This window comes from Mucilaginibacter sp. PAMC 26640 (assembly GCA_001596135.1).
Classification (GTDB): Bacteria; Bacteroidota; Bacteroidia; order Sphingobacteriales; family Sphingobacteriaceae; genus Mucilaginibacter.
On sequence record CP014773.1, the window covers coordinates 3,837,409 to 3,859,527 of the forward strand.

Sequence of the window (22,119 nt, forward strand, 5' to 3'; positions counted from 1 at the left end):
AACTTAATCGGGTGAACCTCAGGGCGATCTAAAGATAAGGGGAGTGCCTGGTCATTTGAAGAAAACAGGAGGCGAAAGGCTCCTGCATTGGAGAGTGAAATGAGGTATTATCAGTTTTGCAATACTTTACGAAGAATAGCAAACGAGATAATGACCTTGAAGCAATCAGCGTTAGCAAACAAGGTTATTTTGCATCCATTAAGAATAATGATGCGCCAGTGTGCACAGATAACGACAAAGTCGGAATTCCCAAGGGAGATCAACTAAATCAATGTCTGCAGAGAACGAAAGACTCAACGGAGCGCGAAAGAGCTTGGGGAAGTTAGGAGTAGGAAGCAATTTTGATTAAGTTTCCTCCGCAAGGACAAAGGCAATGTCTGCATATTGTGTTATTATTTGGTCTTTCGGATTTCAGGATGATGTGGGAGAACAATGTTCGCAATTAACAACGAGGAGTTCAGGTAGGTCAGTTTACACAAAACTTGATACTTCTGGGGGGCTATGGCCACTAACGAAGTCAGGAGACGGAAGTCAATTCGCAAGAGTAGGCTTCCGTTTTCCTATTTTGGCGCGGATCACTTAATTATCATCCTTCGAAAATTAAAAAACCCTCTCTACGTTTCGTAAAGAGGGTCAGTACCCAGCGCCGGAGTCGAACCGGCACGGTTTCCCACAGGTGTTTGAGACCAGCGCGTCTACCAATTCCGCCAGCTGGGCATTTTCGGCTTTGCAATCATACAATTGCGCCAAACCGGGCTGCAAATGTATTCAAACTGTCTTTAATTCGCAACAAATATTTTTGTCTGTAGTAGATATTTGCAATATCGATGAGCCGACTTTCCTTAGCGCTATCGTCCAAGTCTTCGTAACCATCAGTTAGGGCGGCCATCTCGTCAACTATATCTCCCTCAATGGCAATAACTTCGCTCGTAATCGCCGCTAACTGGTCTGCAGTTTCAATTTCCATCAGTCGCTCATTAATTTCCATCATTTCCATTAAAAAATCTGCCGGTAATTGCGGTTTTGCGCCCTCATTTAATAGTCCGTGCTGTTTTAAAATGTAGGCCGACAACTTATTTGCATCAGATAGGGTTTGGTACGCCTTATTGTTGAGTGTAGATAATTCAAGTATTTCTTGCTGGCGAGCCTCATTTTCATTTGCAAAAAAATCGGGATGGTATTTTTTACTCAGCGCATAAAACTGCTTTTTCAAGTTCGCTGAATCTGGCTTAAATGTTTCAGCGATATCGTAAAAATCGAAATAATTCATGCTGCAAAATTACAATTTTATTGTTGTGCATTAATCAACCAATTGAAAAGCGAAATCCATTATGTTCAAATTATTTCCCATTAATATAGTTGAAACAGGCAGCGCTAATTTTAAACTTTAACCGTTCAAAATTTAATATATCTTTGTTCACTTAAATCAGTTACCAATAATTTTTTGATGTTAATTCAAATAAGTCAGGTCTGGAATTTAGACTTAAAGCTGATGTTATACAATGCTTTAAAAAACCCAGCTCTAGCGTTATTTTGTGATCTATGAACCAGTTGAAATTCTACCTATTAGTTGTTTTTATTTTTTTGTGTTTCGGGGTTATTGTTCCTGCTAGTGCACAAACTATTCCTCAAAACCTATCTGGTGTAAGCGTAAGTGATCTTTCTGAGAGCCAGTTACGTCAACTCATGCAACAGGCTCAGGCTTCTGGCCTGTCTGATGAACAATTATTGCAAACATTGCAAAGCAGAGGTCTAAGCGCTGAGCAAAGCAAAATTTTACAAACTCGTGTTACAGCGTTGCGTAAAACTACGGGTCCTGCCGTAGATGCGCAACAAGATCTACCTGCTACCAGAGAGTTGAATTATAAAAATGACGCTGATACTAATTCTGTTAAAGAGTCTGTAGCTAGCATATTTATACCGAAAGTGTATGGTGCTAATCTGTTCAAGAATAGCAACACCACATTTGAGCCAAATTTGAAAATTGCAACGCCGGTAAATTATATCGTAGGGCCCGATGACCAGCTAAATATTAATGTTTACGGCGCTTCCCTAGTGAGTTGGAAATTGAATGTATCACCTGAAGGAAATATTAACATTCCAGGAGTAGGTGTACTCAACGTAAGCGGTAAAACGATAGAACAGGCAACCTCTTTGATAAAAAGTAAACTTGCTGCAAATAATTATGCAGTAGACAGGGGAACGACTGTGCAGGTTACACTTGGAAATATAAGGAGTATAAAAGTAATTATGGTTGGAGAGGTTACTAAACCAGGAACCTATACTTTGCCATCGCTAGCTACGGCTTTCAACGCGCTCAGTTCTGCAGGCGGGCCAAATGATAATGGCTCTTATCGTTTAATCGAAATTATAAGGAACAACAGAATAGTTAGACGGTTGGATGTGTATGATTTTTTAGTTAAAGGAGATCAAAAGGATAATATCGGCTTACAAGATCAGGATATCATTCGTGTACCAACATACCGCACACGCGTGGAACTGAGAGGCGAAATAAAAATTCCAGCATTATTTGAAATTATTGCGGGCGAAACTTTGCAGGATGTATTAAAATTTGCCGGAGGTTTCACTGATCAAGCTTACACTGCGCGCATAAAAGTATCACAAATAAGCGATCAGCAGCGGCGTATCAGTGATGTTTTAGAAGCCGATTATAAGAATTATATTCCGCTGCGCGGCGACAAATTTACAGTAGACCGTATCCTTGACCGTTACGAAAACCGAGTTACTGTTACCGGTGCAGTTTTTCGCCCGGGGGAATTTGAATTACAAAAAGGATTAACCTTAAAGCAACTGATCAACAATGCAGGTGGCCTAAAAGAGGATGCTTTTACGGGTAGAGGAAGCATTACTAGGCTTAAAGCAGATAATTCAACGGAACTCATATCATTTGACGTAAACGCTGTCATAAATAACAATGTTCCGGACATTGTATTACAGCGGGAAGACCAAGTGAATATATCATCTATTTTAGATTTAAGAGATGAATATCGCATTACCATTAAGGGAGAGGTACGTAAAGGAGGCGATTACGCTTTTGCAGAGAATATGAGTGTTGAAGATTTAATTCAAAAAGCAGGAGGATTTACCGAAGCGGCAAGTATAAAACGGATAGAAGTTGCCCGCAGGATAATAGATAGCGATCCTAGTTCCAAAACGAGTAGGCTTGCCCAGGTATTTAGCGTAGATGTAGATGCACAGCTGAAAAGCGGCGCGGCAAATTTTAAATTGAAACCTTTCGACATCGTATCAATTTATAGTTTGCCGGGCTACGAGAAGCAAACTATAGTAAAAATAGAAGGAGAAGTATTATACCCTGGATTTTACACTATAAAGCAGAAGAATGAACGAGTATCTGACTTGATTGCCCGTGCAGGTGGGCTCACTGCCGCTGCTGATGTTGAAGCAGGAACGCTGAAGCGCGATAACTTTGCTATTTTAGGTATCAATAAAAATAAAATTGACACAGTTGCCGTTGAGCGGGAGCGTATTAATCGTTTAAATCGAATTAAACAAACCATCAAGGATTCTACTGTTGTTGATGCCCAGCAATTGCGCAATAATTTTGTTGGAATAGATCTGAAAAAAATTTTACAGCGACCAGGAACTAACATTGATCTCGTATTAGAGGATAATGATCTGATAAGGATACCTAAGCAGCAACAACTTGTTCGGATTAATGGTGAAGTACTTTATCCTAGTGCAGTTATATATGATGATTCTAAAGGTTTTAAAGACTATATCATCAACGCAGGTGGATATGCACCTAACGCGTCAAAAAAGGGATCGTATGTTGTATACGCCAACGGTACAGTTAAGGGAACAAGGAAATTTTTATTTTTTAATGTAAATCCTACAATTAAACCTGGCAGCGAAATATTTGTTTCAAAAAAACCTGTTAAGCGTAGCTTATCCGCGACAGAAGTTGTGGGTTTAACAACAGGGTTGGCATCTTTGGGCGCCATTATTTTAGGTATAATAAACTTAAGCAAGTAATGCAGGAAGAATTTTCAAATTTAAGGAATACTACCGTCGATGACGAAATTACACTGAAGGACCTTATAAATAAAAGTAAAGCTGGTTTCAAACATTTACGGAAAAAGTGGCCTGTTATAGTATTATATGGATTTTTGGGTGCTATACTAGGTGCTACTTATACACACTTTAAAAAGCCTGTTTTTACTGCTACCAGTACATTTGTATTAGAAGAAGCCGGCAAAGTTGGAGGTATGTCCCAGCTTTCTGGCCTTGCATCCTTGGCTGGTATTGATGTTGGCAGTGGTGGTGGTGGCATTTTTCAGGGCGATAATATCGTGGAGCTTTATAAATCCCGCCTCATGATAGAAAAAACATTGCTATCATCAGTTGAAATAGATGGCAGAAAGATGTTGTTGATTGATAGGTACATTGCTTCAAATAAATTAGCAGATAGGTGGAAAGAAAAGGATGGCATAAAAAACTTTTCTTTTAATCAGGACCCTGCAAAATTTAGCCGATGGCAGGATAGCATAATTACTGGAATCGTTATGAACTTTAATAAACAGGTGTTAACGGTTGGAAAAGTAGATAAAAAACTAAGTATTTTAGAGGTGGACGTTGTAACAAATGACGAACTCTTTTCGAAGTTATTTAATAGCAAACTTGTTGAAACCGTTAACGATTTTTACACGCAAACCAAAACAAAGAAAAGCGCACAAAATATTAAAGTATTACAGCACCAGGCAGATAGCGTAAAACGTATTTTGGGTTATTCTATCAGTGGCGTAGCTTCAGCTTTAGATGCCTCCCCAAACGCCAATCCTGCATTATTATCTTTAAGGGTTCCCTCGCAAAAAAAGCAGGTAGATGTACAAGCTAGCGGGGCAATATATAGTGAGATTGTTAAAAATCTTGAGGTTTCAAAAATTTCTTTACGACAAGAGACACCGCTAATACAAATGCTAGATCAACCTGTATTACCTTTACCTAAAAGCGAATTAGGAGTTGTGAAATCGACGTTGATTGGTTTTATACTGGGTGTTGGTATTATGATTCTTTGGATTACTGGAAAAAGGGTTGTAGAGAAGATAATGACTTAAATTGCTTTCCGGATATAACTTATAATGCATACAAATTAGCTTTTATTTATGATCTTCAGTTAAATTGATAATAGTTGTAGTAATAATCTTAGCTTGCTTATATTATTTGCCGCCATTGCCTATACCATTCATTCCTTTGTAAACATTAATTAATTGACTATCTTTTCGTGTTCTACATATTTAGATGCCACAAGCAAAACCCTTCTAATAGATAACTTTACAGTTGGAATTTAGTTAGGCTATCTACTTATTTCTTAGCACGACATTATGCAGTTATGATGGAATAGGCTATTTTGTCATTTCTGACGATTACATCATTCCAGTAGGCAGTTTTGATTTCTAAGTCAAAAAATAAAGACATGCTTAATTTTATTTCTAGTTCGAATACGTTTAGAGTTTATGTAGTGATGAAAGCCGCTGAACTGATGATGATCTTTACCAGTTATTGATTGCAACAAACTGTTTAGCTACAATCCCTATCTAAGATTTCACATTAGAAAAAAACATTTTTAAAAAACTGAATTCTTTCGATTAGTTTTATTGCTTTTACAAGATAGTTAAAGCATTTAATCATTATGTTGATAATTGGTGATATATTTGAAACGTTTTAAATTACGACTTGAAATGAGCAAAACAATCGGCTGCTATATAAAACTGACTAATTCGGTTAATCATTTAGCTTTTTAATATACCTGACAAGTTATCTGTCTATATAAATACTTTTTGATTTTCAATTTAATATAACTTCTGCATAATGACTTTCAACCTAAACAAACATTGTGAATTAATCGTAAAATCCACACCACAATCTACATTTGTATGCATTGATTACAAGCAAATCGGCTTACTTAAATCTTTATAAGTTTATTATTTTTTTGGTTATTAGATGCAATTTATCAGCTTAAAAGTTATTGGGGTTACTATAGAGACAGCAGATACGGTAACAATAACTTTCAAACAACCATCACTGAAAAAAATACGATATCTCGCTGGTCAGTATTTAACGCTAATATTTAGAATCAATGGACGTAGGTTTATCCGCCCATACTCATTTTCTTCAGCACCTCTTGTTGATAATAATTTGGAAATCACGGTTAAACGTGTGCCCGGCGGAATTGTATCAAATCATATTATCGACCAAATTAAAGTTGATGATATAATAGAGGTTATGCCGCCTATGGGTGATTTTGTTTTAGAAGAAACTGCATTAACACCAGCAACACACATTGTTCTGTGGGGGGCAGGTAGCGGTATTACACCTTTAATGTCAATAGCTAAATATGCCCTGGGGAACCAAATTGCCGGGCATGTTACTTTAGTATATGGTAACAGAAATACGGAGACCGTAATATTTGCGAAGGCAATTGAGCAATTGCAAGAGAAATACGCGAACTCATTTAAAGCGTGGCATTTCCACACTCAGCCTGCGATTAAACTAACTAATCCTTTCCATGTACAGGGCCGTATTGATCCGCGGTTTGTTTTAAATGTGATTGCTAAAGAAGGAGACCTTAACCGAACTTTACACTACATTTGTGGACCTACAGGGTTAAAAGAGTCTGTAAAGGCAACTTTGGAAAGTTTAGGGGTTGACAGCAGTAAGATTTATTCAGAAGATTTCGAAATTGTACGTGATCCTGCCCAATTTCATGATATAACTACCCGCGTCGTCACGCTGAAGAAAGATGGAGCAGTTTATAAGGTTGAAGTTGCTAAAGGCAAAAGCATATTGGAAAGTGGTTTAGATGCGCTTATCGATATGCCTTATTCTTGTCAAACGGGTAATTGCCAGGTATGTAAAGGGAAATTAATTGGCGGAGAGGTAAAGATAATTGGAGGAGAAAAAGAATCTGCACAACTTGAAGTTAATGAAAAATTACTTTGCTGTAGTTTTCCGCTTACTGATAATATAGAAATAGAAGTTCAATAATAACAATATGAAAGTTGTATTACTTGCGGGCGGCTTAGGAACCCGGTTAATGGAAGAGACAGAAGCGCGCCCAAAACCAATGGTTGAAATTGGCGGAAAACCAATCTTGTGGCATATAATGAAAATTTACGAAACATATGGTTATAATGACTTCGTTTTATGTTTGGGTTACAAAGCGCAATCGATTAAAGAGTATTTTTTGAATTATTATCTATATAATTCAGATGTAACTATCGAGTTAGAGCGTAACAAAGTTGATGTACATTTTTCGAATTCCGAATCTTTTAAAGTTACATTGGTTGATACTGGTTTAACAACTAATACCGCCGGTCGTATAAAGCGGATCAAAAAATATGTACAGGATGAAACTTTTATGCTTACTTACGGAGACGGCGTAGCTGATATTAATATCGAAGAATTGGTTGATTTTCATCGTTCTCATAAAAAATTAGCTACACTCACAACTATTCAAATTCCTGGTCGTTTTGGCAATATCGAAATGGGTGAAAATGGTGAGGTGGAGCATTTTATTGAAAAACCGCAGGGAGATGGCATGTGGATTAACGGCGGATTTTTTGTTTTAGAGCCGGGTATATTTAATTATCTGGACGGAGATATGGACGATATTCAATGGGAAAAAAAGCCATTGAAAGAAATTGCGGAAGATGGCCAGCTTTCAGCATACAAACATAAGGGATTTTGGAAGCCAATGGATGCCATGCGCGATAGAATTGAGCTTGAACAACTTTGGAGTGGAGGAAGCGCGCCATGGAAAATTTGGTAAATATGTTTAACAAACTCACTGAAGTTTATAAAGGGAAAAAGGTTTTTTTAACCGGGCACACTGGTTTTAAAGGCTCGTGGCTATTAAAGATTTTCAGTATGCTGGGCGCGGAAGTAAAAGGGTATGCTTTGGCACCGGAGGGGGAATTTAATCTTTTTAGTGTACTTAATGGTGAAGCTATCTGCGATTCGGTAATAGCTGATTTGCGGGATAGAGATTCCCTCAAAAAAGCGATGACGGATTTTAATCCCGATTTTGTTTTTCACCTTGCTGCACAGCCGCTAGTAAGATTATCCTATCGAATTCCTTCGCAAACATTTGAGGTTAACGCAATTGGGACGGCAAATTTGCTCGATGCAGTTATGCTACTTGATAAACCATGTTATTGTGTATTGATTACTACAGATAAGGTGTATCATAATAATGAATGGGAATATCCATACCGCGAAACTGACCGTCTTGGAGGCTATGATCCGTACAGCGCAAGTAAAGCATGTACAGAATTGGTTATAGATTCTTATCGGAATTCATTTTTTAATCCAACCTCTTATTCTGTTCACCAAAAAGCTATTGCCGTAGGCCGGGCAGGTAATGTAATAGGTGGCGGTGACTGGTCCCCAGATCGCCTGATTCCTGATATTGTAAATGCATTGCAATCGGACAAAGCAATTGAAATTCGCAATCCAGATTCAGTAAGACCGTGGCAGCATGTTCTGGAACCTTTAGCAGGCTATTTATTGTTAGGGGCAAAGTTGTTTAGTAACCCAGTTTTATTTTCGCAGGCCTATAATTTCGGTCCAGAGGTTAATGATGCATTGCCTGTTTATAAAATGGTTGAAATGGCTATATCAGCCTGGGGAAATGGTAATTTTAACATTGTAAAAAACCTTGAACAACCCCATGAGGCTGGATTACTAAAACTGGATATTAGCAAGGTTAAAGCAGAACTTAGTTGGCATCCAAAAATGAATGCCGAGCAAGCAGTAGGCACAACTATCAATTGGTATAGGGAATTTTACAATAGTGGCAAGATGTCTGTTTTTACTGAAATGCAAATTCAGGATTTTTTTAATGGCTAAGATTTTTATTACAGGTATAACGGGCTTCCTTGGAGCCGGTGTTGCGAGTGTACTTATTGATCACGGACATCAGGTAATTGCTAATTATCGCGAAAGTTCATCGTTAGACTTATGCCGGGAATTTGAAGATCAGGTTATCTGGATTTTACAAGACCATGAGAATGGTTGGATTGATAAAATAGTTGCCTTTTCTCCGTCAGTTATAATTCATTCTGCGTGGTTAGGGGTGGGGCATTCAGATAGGGACAACTGGCAAGTTCAATCCTTGAATATTAATTTTTTAAGTACGGTTTTAGAAATTGCGAGAAGAAGCGGTGCAAAAAAATTCATTGGAATGGGTTCTCAAGCAGAATATGGCGTTTATAACGGTTGCATTAACGAAGAACAACCGGTAAATCCAACAGAAGCTTATGGCAGGATAAAGGTGATATGTGCTGAACTTGTGAAACAATTTTCTAATCAATATCAAATGGAATGGTATTGGCTTAGGCTTTTTTCTTTTTTTGGCAAAGGAGAAGCCGATAATTGGTTGATTCCGTCTTTGATAAAAACAATGGTTAGTGGTGAAAGCATGGCGCTTACCGCAGGTGAACAAAAATATTCTTATCTGTATGTGAGCGACTTAGGGATAGCAATAAATAAAATAACAACAAATAAGGGTAAAACTGGTATATATAATATATCTGGAAAAAAGATACTTGCGCTGAGAGAGTTAGTAGAAAGCATCAGAGACCAAGTAAATCCGTCATTCACGCTTAATTTCGGTGGTTTACCCTATCGCGATAATCAATCTATGCATATGCAAGGTGATTCTAATAAATTTGTTTCTGCATTTGGCGAATTTGACGTAACTGATTTTGAAGTTGCGCTATCAGAAACCGTCGAACATCTGACAATGAAATTTAAAGATAAAAAAAAATGAAGGCATCGGATTTTATAGCTACTTTTTTAGAAAAAAAAGGAGTAAAGCATGTTTTCGAATTATCGGGTGGGATGATTACCCATATATTGGATTCGTTAAACCAAAAAACATCTATAAATATTATCACCATGCATCATGAGCAGTCAGCCGCTTTTGCAGCAGATGCTTATGGTCGTGTAACTGGAGTGCCAGGTGTTGCTTTGGCTACAAGTGGCCCGGGCGCCACTAATTTACTAACAGGAATAGGTAGCTGCTATTTTGATTCTACCCCTGCTGTTTTTATAACGGGTCAGGTAAACCGCCATGAGCAAAAAGGTAATCGCAACATTCGGCAATTGGGTTTTCAGGAAACTGACATTATAGCAATGGCCCAGCCTATAACAAAAGCCTGCTTTAAAATTGAGAGTGAACACGATTTACCGGAAGCAATGGAACGGGCTTTCGAAATAGCTATGGAAGGAAGGCCCGGACCTGTTCTCATAGATGTTCCGATGGACATACAGCGTGCTCAGGTAAATGAAATGCCGGATACGAAAGTAGTTGCTGCTTTTGAAGATCCATCAATAGATGTATTGCAGGATATTTTCAATAGTATTAAGGGAGCCAAACGCCCACTTTTACTAGTCGGCCGAGGTGTACGTGCCGCTTTTGCTAAGAAAGAAATGGATGCATTTTTGCAAAAGACAGAATTACCGGTAATTACTACTTTGCTTGCAATAGATGCTGCCGAATATGATCATCCTTCTAGAGTAGGGTTTATAGGGAGCTATGGCAACCGTTGGGCAAATATTGCTTTCGGTGAATGCGATTTGTTGGTAGTGGTTGGTAGTCGATTAGATATTCGCCAAACAGGTGCTGATACCAAATTTTTTGAAAATCGTACTATTTACCATATAGATTGCGAAAGCGAGGAGATAAACAACCGCGTTAAGGGTTGCGTACCGATAGTTACTGATGCCAGACAATTTTTTGAAGCATTCAATAAAGCCGCTAAAGAGGAGAAATTTGAAAAGCCGGTTGAATGGCTTCAATATATAAGTGGGTTAAAGAAACAATGGCCGGATACCAAAGAATTAACGCCGGAGGGTATCAACCCCAATTACTTCATGCACGCACTGTCGCACAATTCACGCGCAGCCAAATGTTATGTTGCAGATGTAGGAAGTCACCAAATGTGGGCTGCGCAATCTTTAGAGATCTACAAAGATCAGCTATTTTTAACCTCTGCAGGCATGGGTGCTATGGGCTATGCGTTACCAGCAGGAATCGGTGCCTGTTTCGCATTAGACTTAAGTCCAGTGATTGTAATTGTTGGCGACGGCTGCATGCAGATTAATATCCAGGAATTGCAAACCATAGTTCGTAATAAGCTGCCTGTTAAAGTTGTGGTAATGAATAACAAAAATCTCGGCATGATACGACAGTTTCAGGATAGCTATTTCGAATCCCGTTATCAAAGCACCTATTGGGGGTACAGCGCGCCGGATTTTGAAAAGGTTGCTAAAGCATACGGCATGGCAGCCTTAACTATCGATAGCGAAGACGAAATGCAAGAAGCTGTAAACTGGATGTGGAATGAAACTAATGGTGGTGAACCGGTGTTATTACAGGTGATGATAGACCCCCACACCAATACCTACCCCAAGATTGCATTTGGAAAACCAATAACTGAGATGGAACCATTTGCAAAGCCAATAGAAATGGAAAGTACCTAATACCTATATAATATATAATCATGTTAAAAAACATTACCACCCCTGAGCTGGAAAAGAGCCTTAGAGAAATTGCTAAAGCTAAAACAACACAAATCATTATACCTGGTAAAAACTATATCCCTGTTACCGGCAAGGTATTAGATGAAGAAGACGTATTACTTGGTGTTGATGCCGCTTTAGACGGCTGGCTTACGGCGGGCCGCTTCGCCAATTCTTTTGAATACGATTTTGCCAAATACTTTGGTGCGACAAAAGCGCTGCTAGTTAATTCTGGCTCATCAGCCAACCTTGTTGCTTTTTATGCTTTAACTTCAACTAAACTGGGAGACAGAGCATTAAAACCGGGAGATGAAGTTATTACCGTCGCAGCGGGATTTCCTACCACAGTGAATCCTATCATACAGTTTGGTGCTATCCCGGTTTTTGTTGATGTAGATATCGCAACACACAACGTTAAGGCCGAAGACATAGAGGCAGCTGTATCGCCTAAAACAAAAGCAATTATGATTGCACACTCATTAGGCAATCCGTTTGATTTAGATGAGGTGATGCGTGTAGCAAAAAAATATAATCTTTGGGTAGTAGAGGATGATTGCGATTCGTTGGGAGCTACCTATCGCGGGCAAAAAACAGGCACATTCGGTGATATATCTACCTTTTCCTTTTACCCGGCTCACCATATTACCATGGGCGAGGGCGGTGCGGTTCTGATCAACAATCCAGAACTGGCTAAAGTTGCAGAAAGTTTTAGAGATTGGGGGCGTGATTGCTATTGCGAACCAGGTAAAGATAACACTTGCGGTTGCCGTTTTTCGCAGCAATTAGGATCTTTGCCCTACGGATATGACCATAAATATACCTATTCTCATATTGGATTTAACTTAAAAGTTACCGATATGCAGGCTGCTTTCGGTGTATCCCAGCTTAAGAAGTTAGATTACTTTGTGCAGCGCCGCCGCGAAAACTACAAGGCTTTGTACGAACGCATGAAAGAGCTGCAAGATATATTCATCTTGCCAGAGGCAACTAAAAACAGCGATCCGTCGTGGTTCGGTTTCATGCTTACGCTGCGCGAAGGGGATGCAGCCGACCGGCATATGCTGGTACAGCACCTGGAAGAGAAAAAGATAGGTACCCGGTTATTGTTTGGTGGTAATTTATTACGGCAGCCTGCCTATGCCAATATAAATCACCGCACGGTAGGTGAACTTACCAACACAGATACGATTATGAACCAATCGTTCTGGCTGGGTGTATGGCCGGGTTTGAACGAAAGTCACTATGATTATATGCTGGATGTAATTAAGGCCTACATAAGTTGATATTTATACTATAAATCTTAGCAATGTTAAAGTTGTTATGATCAGGTATAAACAGTGTATGCTTAAAAGATACTCTTATTACACTGGTGCATTCTGAGGCAGTTACAGACAATTGGAAATGTTAATTTTTTTTAAGAAGATTTTAGGGAAATTAGGTATAGATGGTGCTATTGCTTTCACATTACTTACCAGGGTAATACAGGCATTAGGAGGATTCGGCTCAGTTGTTTTTATAGGCCTCTTTCTTTCTGGTGATGAACGTGGTTATTTTTATACTTTCTCCAGCATATTGGCTATTCAGGTTTTTTTTGAACTTGGGTTAAGTGGAATAATAACTCAATATACAGCGCATGAATGCGCTCACTTACAATGGATACATGGTAGTTTAGCGGGAAATGATTATCACAAATCAAGATTGTCATCACTATTAAGATTTTTCATTAAATGGTTTGGGGTAATCAGTATATTACTATTCTTTATATTGTTGGCCTCTGGGTGTTACTTTTTTTCTACTTTTAATCAGAATCCTTCAGTTAATTGGAGGAGCCCTTGGATATTGCTCTGTTTAGCAACTTCACTTAATCTGTTTATTGATCCTTTATTAGCTTTTCTTGATGGACTGGGGGAGGTAAAAGATATGGCTAAAGTACGGCTAGTACAGAAAACGGCAAATGTGATTTTGCTGTTTTTGTTTTTCGGGCTTGGGTTTAAATTATACTCCAGCGCACTTGCATCATTACTTTCCATCCTTATAAATTATGTTCAAATATTTTTCACATCTCGTAGATATAAGTTAGTAGCTATTTGGAAGTTGCAGGGCAAAGAAGTGATAAATTATATGACCGAGATATTTCCTTTTCAATGGCGAATAGCGCTGAGTTGGGCAAGTGGATACTTTATTTTCCAGTTATTTAATCCGGTAATCTTCGCGTTCGACGGAGCGGTTGCTGCTGGTCAAATGGGCATGTCGCTGCAAATTCTAAATGGGATATCGGGTTTGTCCATGAGCTGGATAACTACAAAAGTGCCAAAAATGTCAGCTTTAATTGCTACAAAACTATTTGGGGAGCTAGATCAGTTGTTCAATAGAACTTTAAGAAGTTTAATTTTCGTAAGTTGTTCAATAGTCATAGTGTTTTACGGCTTTTACTTTGTATTCTACTATTTTAACAATCCTCTTAGTCAAAGATTTTTACCGCCAATACCTTTAACTGCCCTTTGCGTTGTCACAATAATCAACCAATTTATATTCTCTTGGGCAACCTATCTCAGATGCCATAAACAAGAACCGTTTTTACTTAACTCTGTTGTAATCGGATCAATTTGTGCGTTATCGACTTTTGGCCTCGGAAACTATTATGGTATGAAAGGCGTTGTGTTTGGTTATTCAGCGATCTCGATTTTCATTTCATTGCCATGGGCGTTTTTCATATTTAGAAATAAAAAACAATTATGGCACAATTAGCGAAGCCACTTCTGACAATAGCTATACCTACTTATAATCGTGCTGAGTATTTAAAACTCACACTGCAATCTATTACTCGGCAAGAAATTTTTAGAAATTCATATGACGTTGAAATAGTGATTTCAGACAACTGCTCAACTGATGAAACAGAAGCGTTGTCAAGATTGTATATGGAAGAATTTGGCAATAAAGTTCTATACTCCAGAAATCTGTCAAATATTGGAGACAAAAACTTCGAGCAAGCACTATCACTTGGTAAAGGTGATTTTTTAAAATTAAACAATGATACGCTCACCCATACCGACAATTCGTTAGTCACAATGTTAGCTGACATTAAAAAACATAATGAATCCAGAGCGGTTATCTTCTACCTGAATCAAGGCCTTGATAAAACCGGATCAGTATTGTGTGACAGTATGGATCAATTTATCGATAGGGTCTTGTATATGGGTACGTGGATAGGCTCATTTGGAATTTGGCGTGATGACTTCAACAGGCTGACTAATTTTAGCAGATATTCCAATCTTTTACTTACTCAAACTGACGTTTTATATAGAATGATCAGTGCAACTCAAAAAGCTTTTGTAAACAACGATCTGCTCTTCGTTTCGCTGGATTTTCAAATAAAGAAAAAAGGGGGGTATGATTTGCTAACTGTATTTTTGGATAATCATAATATCATCTTAAAAGAATATTTAGATAAGCGTGCGATCTCAGCTAAAACATATCATAAATTTATTTCAAAGTTATTACTTGTTTTTTTTCGGAAGTATTTTGTATTGCACGCTCTATATCCAGATAAATATCAGTTTCAAACTAAATCAAAATTTAAAAGAATAATTGATTTCTATAAATCTGACTATTGGCTTTTGCTTAGGTTTATTATAACTTATTACATCTACTTGTTTTTAAAATTTATACAAAAAATAGTTAAGTCTATATTTAAGCCAAAAACTATAAATTAAGTTATTAAACAGCTGTCAAAGTAATAAAAACTGTTGGAAATTAATCGTTTTGATCGATTTATCATTTAGTTAAGTTCAATGAGCCCTATTGTTAATAGTTATGAGTTTATATAAAAATTTTAAATCGCTTTTTTATTACATTTTTATATTTCCGTATTACAGGATTTTGTTTAAAGAATTAGGGCTTGGTTCAAAAATTTCCTCGCCCCTAAAAATAGACGGAGCTTCTAATATTTATATTGGTAGCGGTGTAACCATCGCCTATAAAACGTGGCTGGGAGCCTTACCTCAAACCGGCCAAGTCGCGTGCAAATTAGTAATTGGAAATGGTTCTAGTATCGGGCACTTTAATCACATATATGCTACAACAAATATTACTATAGGCCGAAATGTACTAACTGCAGACAAGGTTTATATAAGTGATAATTTACATAGTTACGAGAACGTTAATTTGCCTATTTCTCATCAACCGATTAAGCAAATTTCGACTGTAACTATTGGTGACGGAGCATGGCTTGGCGAAAACGTTTGCATAATCGGTGCAAACGTAGGCAAAGGTTCTGTAATAGGTGCTAATAGTGTTGTAACCAAAGATATTCCTGACTATTGCATTGCGGTAGGCTCACCTGCTAGGATTATCAAAAGGTATTCTTTTGAAGCGGGTGCATGGTTAAAGTCTGATCATAATATTGAAATCACTGAATAGTTAACATTATTACTAAATATTCTTAAATGCCGAAAATAGGTTTGGTTACAGTTTTATATAAATGTGACAATGTGCTGGAGGGTTTTTTTAAAAGCTTGAGTAAGCAAACATTTAAAGACTATGAATTATACATCATTGATAATTCCGCATCAATAGCTACCGATAGAATATTAGAAAAATTAAGTAATGAATTTATTTTACCGGCGATAACTCATATAAAGAACACGGAAAATTTTGGCGTTGCAAAAGGAAATAATCAAGGTATTGAACTAGCTTTGAATGACAATTGCGATTTTGTGTTGCTTTTGAATAACGATATAGAGTTCGACGATCATTTATTAATAGAAAGGATGATAGTTCACGCTCTAAAAAATAACGAACTAATTATAATTCCTAAGATTTTTTATTTCGATACACGTACAATATGGATGGCAGGCGGAAAGCTTCTTAAAAGTAAAGCTATAGTTGAACATGTTGGTGTAGACGAGCAAGATGGGCCGAAATTTAATAAAGTGCAATATTTTGACTACGCCCCAACCTGTTTCATGTTGCTAGGGAGAAGGGTTTTTGATGAGGTAGGCCTGATGGACGAACGATATTTTGTATATTATGACGATACGGATTTTATTTTAAGAGCTGTTAATGCCGGATTTAAAATATTATATCTTCCTAACCTGGAAATTTTCCATAAAGTGAGCAGTAGTACAGGCGGCGGCGTTTCGTTGTTTTCAATATATTATTTAAACAGGAATAGAATTTATTTTATAATGAAGAATTTTACATTCCCAGTTAGGCAAATTGCTTTATTATATACATTTTTTACCCGTTTTCTAGTTTATGTTAAATATGATCGTAAAGAACGTAAAGAGTTATTAAGATCGCTAAGAGATGGTTTTAAGTTGAGTAAATAGCTAAAAAATTGGTGTTGAACAAAATTATTTTATGCATTTCGTTATGTACGTTTACGATCGGTAGCTATCTTATTTGGTTTGATCGTAAAAATGTATTCAATCATGCACTAATTGGCGTCTGTTTTGTCGCGTACATTGTTCCTATTTGCATAATTGATTTTGATTTAGTAGCTCCTTCCGAGATCGTACGTTTGTATTTCAATATTAATGTCATCGGTGGGATTTTTTTTGTATTTGGATTATTATTAGGCTTTAAATGGAAAAAAGTTAAATTAGTTGATTCCGTTATGCAATTTTCACTTGTTGAAGGTGCTATTACCTCATCAGTATTTGAAACTAAAATACTGCGGATTTCACGTAGATTTTTTCTTTTTAGCATAGTTGTGATGATATTATGCTTCGCTTATATGGGTTATTTACCCATGTTTGCCAATGACCCCTATTCTGCAAAACAATTTAAGGGCATCTATCAACCACGTTATCAGCATGTTGCTTTATTTTACCGTACATCGAAACAATTTGTTCAGATACTTTTACCTTTTTTCTTAATTGATTTCTATGATAAGCGTAAAATAAGCACATTATTATTGATTTTGACGGGAATGACACTTGTTCTTGTTTCCTTGAGCAGATCTGAAACTGTTACTGGTTTGCTACTTATTATTTCAATAATAATTTCTATGAAAGCTAGTCGTTTGGTTTTTATTAGCTATATGGTCTTTATCGTCATATTTTTCTCAATTGGCAGTAGCTTTTGGGTAATCGCATCTTATTTTTTTCCAAATAGTGGTTTTGTGAGTTTAGTAGATGGGCAAACGGCTGCAGACATAATTGCTTCTGGTGCACCTGACATTATGGATCAGTTAGGTTTCCTCAATGCATTTGTCAATAACCACGTGGACTACACGTACGGACTAACGTTCTTTGGAGCACTAATACCATTTAATTTCAAATGGAATCCATCAGTTTGGACACTTGCCGTTTTGAATGATACAGATGATATTTCCGCAATTGCATCGGGGGGGCTTAGATTGCCTGTTTCGCTTTGGGGGTATGTCTGTTTTGGTTGGTTCGGCGTGGCAGTCATTCCATTTTTTTCTGCATTTTTTACGGGGTACATCTTAAAAAAAATTAAGAGAATTGTGGACAAATTGCGGGCCGGGTACAAAGGTTACATAATCTTCTATTACCTTGTGTTCCTGTATTTAAATATAGCGCTCGTATTCACTGATTTTTATAGGATTTCTATATACTTATTGCCTGCTTTCATATTTTTTTATCTCGTGGTTTATAAAAAGAAAAAATCAGATGTTATTACTATTAAATCATTCAATTAAACTATGAATACCGGCTTTGAAATTTTTTTGGACAGCATTGTTTTCCAAATACAAAAATTTGGGGGGGCTTCAACTTATTGGAAGGAACTTCTATCAAATTTTGTGAAGCTTAATGGTGTCAATATTATACTCCAGTCTGCAAGAAAAGAGGACTTAAATCATGATGGCAGAATAATCTGTGATTTGGTCGAATCTTTCAATGTAAACTTATTAATTGAAGATACGATACCGGTTTCGCTACTCCGCTATTTACCTTTAACAAGACGCTTACCTCCCAAATCACTTTATCATAACAGTTATTACCGCACCTGTCTGCAAAAAAATGTAGTGAATATTTTTACTGTTCACGATTTTACGCATAAACGTGGATTAGCCTCAAAGTTTCCCCGTAAATTGATTCATATAGGGCTTACTGCGCTCGGTCTTAAAAATGCCGACGGCATCATCTGTATCTCGCAAAGTACTAAGAATGATCTCCTTCATTATTATCCACACATAAGGGAGGATAAAATTAGGGTGATATACCATGGCGTAAGTGACGTTTTTTCACCGTTGAGAAATTATACAGGTGCGAAAATATTTAACGATCAGCTAAATCTAGCCGAGCAATATGTGTTATTCGTGGGTAAGCGAGCAGGATATAAAAAATTTGAAATCATTCCGGAAGCTTTATTAAAGCACAAACATTTAAAATTGGTTATAGTTGGAGGCGGTGATATAAAGCAACAAGAGTGGGCGAGTCTAAATGCAGCGTTGCCAGGCAGATTTATACATTTGAACGGCGTAAATAACGAACAGTTAAATGTCTTATATAATTATGCTCACTGCTTAGTATATACTTCCGTTTACGAAGGATTTGGTATACCTGTCCTAGAAGCCATGAAAGCTGGATGCCCAGTAATTACAAACAGGTTATCGTCGCTAGGCGAAATTTCCGGCGACGCCGCACTTTTTATCAATGATGTTACCGCTGCATCGCTAGATCAAAAGTTAACGGAAATAAATACTCCCGAAATGAGGCAGCAATTAATTGCGAAGGGCTTAGAAAGAAGCAGATTGTTTACCTGGGAAAAATGCTCTGCCGAAACGTTAAACTTTTATAAGGAAATTTACAATACTAGATTTAACTAAGCGATTATGCTTTACAAATGCCTTTGGTTCTTTCAGACTTTGTTTTTACGTCTGCTTATTAAACATATTGGATTGATAAGTTATGTAGGTAAGCCAACATTCATTTACGGTGGCAAAAGAATTCAAATAGGCAATAAGGTGCGTATATTTCCCGGCCTCCGTGCCGAAACTCATTATAACGGAAGCATTCAGATAGGTGATGATGTGTCTATTGGGCAAAATTTTCACATCGTCAGTTCCGGAATTATGCTTAGTATTGGTAGTCACACTACTATATCTGGCAACGTATTCATTACAAATGTAGACCATGATTATACCGCAATAGGCGAACACATTCTTAAACAAAAATATCTCGAAAAGAATACGATGATTGGAGAAAATTGCTTTATAGGCTATGGTGCTGTTTTACAAGCAGGAACTATTTTAGGAAAGCAATGTATTGTCGGCTCAAATTCGGTTCTTCGTGGTACGTATCCTGACTACGCTGTAATAGCAGGTGCTCCGGCAAAAATTTTAAAACGGTATAATTTAAATACCTCCCTTTGGGAGAAAACAGACGCAAAAGGAAATTTTATCTTATGAATATATTAATAACAGGCGGAGCGGGCTTTATCGGCTCAAACTTAGCGCTTAAGCTAATTGCTAAAGGACATAATTTGACTGTGTTAGATAATCTGTCCAAACAAATACATGGCGAAAATCCGGAGGGGGATTCACCCTTATACAGATCGATTATTGGAAAGGTGAAATTTCTAAATGGCAGCGTAGAATCTGAAGCAGATTTAAAAGCTGCGGTAGCTGATCAGGATGTTATCGTTCACCTTGCTGCCGAAACAGGCACAGGCCAATCTATGTATCAAATTAAAAGATATACAGATGTAAATATCGGCGGAACCGCGTTAATGTTGGATATTTTGGCTAATAATTCTCATCGCGTAAAGAAAATTGTAATTGCATCATCGCGATCAATTTATGGTGAAGGTAAGTATTTAAGCGAAGAATTAGGATACGTGTATCCGAACCATCGCACAGATAATTATATGCAGGCTGGAGATTTTGAGGTAAAGTATGCTGGTTGCAAAAAACCGCTAAAACTAGTTGCTACTGATGAAGAATCAAAAATACATCCTTCTTCGGTTTATGGAATTACTAAACAAAACCAGGAGCAAATGATTATGACTGTTTGCCCTACTATTGGTATCGCGCCTGTTGCCTTCAGGTATCAAAATGTCTATGGTCCCGGTCAATCATTATCAAACCCTTACACAGGGATCTTGTCTATATTTTCAACCCGCATTAAAAATAACAAAGACATAAACGTCTTTGAAGACGGAAGAGAAACCCGGGATTTTGTATTTATTGATGATGTTGTAGATGCGACAATTTTAGGAATAGAAAAGGACGAGGCCAATAATAAAATATTTAATGTTGGAACGGGCGTACCCACTGAAGTTAATACGGTTGTAAAGGAACTGATGGCCAATTACGGTCAAATTGTGCCGGTTACTATATCCGGCAATTACCGTTTGGGCGATATCAGACATAATTATGCCGATCTTACGAAAATAAAAGCAGCGTTAGGGTTTGAACCCAAAGTGGATTTTAAACAGGGTATAGCAAAATTTGCTGCTTGGGTAAATACTCAGGAAATCAAAACAGATAAATATCAGCAGTCGTTACAAGAGATGAAAGATAAAGGTTTATTTAAGTAATGAGCGCTCATAAGAAAAATATACTTTTTGTAGGACCAAGATTTTTTGGATACGAAGTATCAATATGTAAGGCTTTAGAAGCTAATGGTTATGCTGTTGATTTTTACGATGAACGGACCTCAAATAATTCTTTTATGAAAGCCGTGTTCAGGGTGAAAAAAGACCTGTTAACCGCTATTGTAGAGAAATATTATAATAATATTACAGAGCTTATAAAAAACAATGACTATGATTTCTTTTTCTTATTAAAAGGAGAAGTTGTGCCGCAAAGTTTTATTGTCGATTTTAAGAAGAATAACCCCAAGGCCAAACTGATCTATTACACTTACGATTCAATTAACAACAACAATAAAAACTCAATGTATATACTAAAGCATTTTGATAAATGTTTTAGTTTTGATTTTAATGACACTAAAAAGCATCCATCGTTAAAATTAAAGCACCTCTTTTATTCTAAAGAATATCCTGAGCGGCGGAAGCTGGCACAAGATAGAAAATACACATTGTCATTTGTGGGAACGTTACACTCAAACCGATATGCTATTATAAAATCGTTAATGGCAAATTTCAAAAATACATTTGTGTTTTTCTTTTCGCCCGCGAAATGGTTTTTTTGGTTCGAGAAAACTTTCAAGAGTCATTATAAAGATATTAGTTGGGCCGATGTTAGTTTTGATAAGCTTACTCAACAGGATGTGGCAGATATCTTCGGGAATTCTAAAAGCGTTCTTGATATACAGCGTTTTGGGCAGACCGGTTTAACAATGCGTACCTTTGAGGTGCTTGCCGCAGGGGCGATACTTGTTACTACAAATTCAGCTATAAGGGAGGTTGATTTTTTTGATCCTAATTTTATAGTAGTCGTTGACGATATCAATGATGCAAAAAACACCGTAGAGATCACAAAGCGAACTGATGCATTGAGGGGCGGTATTTTAGAAATCAACCCGAAATTTGAACAATATTTCGTGAATAATTGGATAAAAGAATTCTTTGAATAGAACATGATTTAATTTGAATACCCACAAACTTTTCTAGCTGTTG

General features: G+C 37.2%; 19 protein-coding genes and 1 tRNA gene. 18 read left to right on the top strand and 2 right to left on the bottom strand.

The window, feature by feature from the left end:
• Nucleotides 1-116 precede the first annotated feature (116 nt).
• Nucleotides 117-326: a hypothetical protein gene (locus A0256_16580; protein AMR32919.1), complete on the top strand. Its 210-nt coding sequence runs from the start codon at nucleotides 117-119 to the stop codon at nucleotides 324-326.
• Nucleotides 327-637: 311 nt separating this feature from the next.
• Here the strand turns inward: A0256_16580 and A0256_16585 are convergent.
• Nucleotides 638-717: transfer RNA gene (locus tag A0256_16585), tRNA-Leu, on the bottom strand.
• A gap of 16 nt (nucleotides 718-733) precedes the next feature.
• Entirely contained in the window at nucleotides 734-1,270 is a 537-nt protein-coding gene (locus A0256_16590) for a molecular chaperone Hsc20 (protein AMR32920.1), read from the bottom strand.
• Nucleotides 1,271-1,542: 272 nt separating this feature from the next.
• Between A0256_16590 and A0256_16595 the strand changes: the two genes are divergently transcribed.
• The 17 genes from A0256_16595 (at nucleotide 1,543) to A0256_16675 (ending at nucleotide 22,076) form a co-directional block, all read left to right on the top strand.
• Nucleotides 1,543-4,014: a capsule biosynthesis protein gene (locus A0256_16595; GenBank protein ID AMR32921.1), complete on the top strand. Its 2,472-nt coding sequence runs from the start codon at nucleotides 1,543-1,545 to the stop codon at nucleotides 4,012-4,014.
• Nucleotides 4,014-5,096 (top strand): hypothetical protein, encoded by a 1,083-nt coding sequence (locus A0256_16600; GenBank protein AMR32922.1) that lies wholly within the window; start codon nucleotides 4,014-4,016, stop codon nucleotides 5,094-5,096. Before A0256_16595 ends, A0256_16600 begins: the two co-directional genes overlap by 1 nt.
• 886 nt (nucleotides 5,097-5,982) lie before the next feature.
• The gene (locus A0256_16605) at nucleotides 5,983-7,026 is read left to right on the top strand and encodes a hypothetical protein (protein ID AMR32923.1); all 1,044 of its coding nucleotides are present in this window, start codon (nucleotides 5,983-5,985) and stop codon (nucleotides 7,024-7,026) included.
• Nucleotides 7,027-7,033: 7 nt separating this feature from the next.
• Nucleotides 7,034-7,810: a glucose-1-phosphate cytidylyltransferase gene (locus A0256_16610; protein AMR32924.1), complete on the top strand. Its 777-nt coding sequence runs from the start codon at nucleotides 7,034-7,036 to the stop codon at nucleotides 7,808-7,810.
• 2 nt (nucleotides 7,811-7,812) lie between these two features.
• Nucleotides 7,813-8,889: a CDP-glucose 4,6-dehydratase gene (locus tag A0256_16615; protein ID AMR34593.1), complete on the top strand. Its 1,077-nt coding sequence runs from the start codon at nucleotides 7,813-7,815 to the stop codon at nucleotides 8,887-8,889.
• Nucleotides 8,882-9,811: a hypothetical protein gene (locus A0256_16620; protein AMR32925.1), complete on the top strand. Its 930-nt coding sequence runs from the start codon at nucleotides 8,882-8,884 to the stop codon at nucleotides 9,809-9,811. The genes A0256_16615 and A0256_16620 overlap by 8 nt, the downstream gene beginning before the upstream one ends.
• Nucleotides 9,808-11,526: an acetolactate synthase gene (locus A0256_16625; protein ID AMR32926.1), complete on the top strand. Its 1,719-nt coding sequence runs from the start codon at nucleotides 9,808-9,810 to the stop codon at nucleotides 11,524-11,526. The genes A0256_16620 and A0256_16625 overlap by 4 nt, the downstream gene beginning before the upstream one ends.
• Nucleotides 11,527-11,546: 20 nt before the next feature.
• Nucleotides 11,547-12,848 carry a lipopolysaccharide biosynthesis protein RfbH gene (locus tag A0256_16630; GenBank protein ID AMR32927.1) on the top strand — a complete coding sequence of 434 codons (1,302 nt, stop codon included), beginning with the start codon at nucleotides 11,547-11,549 and terminating at the stop codon, nucleotides 12,846-12,848.
• Between the two features lie 118 nt (nucleotides 12,849-12,966).
• Nucleotides 12,967-14,313: a hypothetical protein gene (locus A0256_16635; protein ID AMR32928.1), complete on the top strand. Its 1,347-nt coding sequence runs from the start codon at nucleotides 12,967-12,969 to the stop codon at nucleotides 14,311-14,313.
• Nucleotides 14,301-15,278 (top strand): hypothetical protein, encoded by a 978-nt coding sequence (locus tag A0256_16640; protein ID AMR32929.1) that lies wholly within the window; start codon nucleotides 14,301-14,303, stop codon nucleotides 15,276-15,278. The genes A0256_16635 and A0256_16640 overlap by 13 nt, the downstream gene beginning before the upstream one ends.
• Nucleotides 15,279-15,378: 100 nt before the next feature.
• Nucleotides 15,379-15,984: an acetyltransferase gene (locus tag A0256_16645; GenBank protein AMR32930.1), complete on the top strand. Its 606-nt coding sequence runs from the start codon at nucleotides 15,379-15,381 to the stop codon at nucleotides 15,982-15,984.
• A 26-nt stretch (nucleotides 15,985-16,010) separates the two neighbouring features.
• Complete coding sequence (locus A0256_16650; GenBank protein AMR32931.1) at nucleotides 16,011-16,895, top strand: hypothetical protein; 885 nt, start codon at nucleotides 16,011-16,013, stop codon at nucleotides 16,893-16,895.
• An 8-nt stretch (nucleotides 16,896-16,903) separates the two neighbouring features.
• Nucleotides 16,904-18,232, top strand: coding sequence for a hypothetical protein (locus A0256_16655; protein ID AMR32932.1), 1,329 nt, complete (start codon nucleotides 16,904-16,906; stop codon nucleotides 18,230-18,232).
• 3 nt (nucleotides 18,233-18,235) lie between these two features.
• Nucleotides 18,236-19,363 (top strand): hypothetical protein, encoded by a 1,128-nt coding sequence (locus A0256_16660; GenBank protein AMR32933.1) that lies wholly within the window; start codon nucleotides 18,236-18,238, stop codon nucleotides 19,361-19,363.
• 6 nt (nucleotides 19,364-19,369) lie between these two features.
• A complete protein-coding gene (locus A0256_16665; protein AMR32934.1) occupies nucleotides 19,370-19,945 on the top strand; it encodes a lipopolysaccharide biosynthesis protein in 576 nt (191 codons plus the stop codon).
• Nucleotides 19,942-21,075 (top strand): epimerase, encoded by a 1,134-nt coding sequence (locus tag A0256_16670; protein AMR32935.1) that lies wholly within the window; start codon nucleotides 19,942-19,944, stop codon nucleotides 21,073-21,075. Before A0256_16665 ends, A0256_16670 begins: the two co-directional genes overlap by 4 nt.
• Nucleotides 21,075-22,076: a hypothetical protein gene (locus A0256_16675; GenBank protein AMR32936.1), complete on the top strand. Its 1,002-nt coding sequence runs from the start codon at nucleotides 21,075-21,077 to the stop codon at nucleotides 22,074-22,076. The genes A0256_16670 and A0256_16675 overlap by 1 nt, the downstream gene beginning before the upstream one ends.
• The last annotated feature ends 43 nt before the right edge of the window (nucleotides 22,077-22,119 follow it).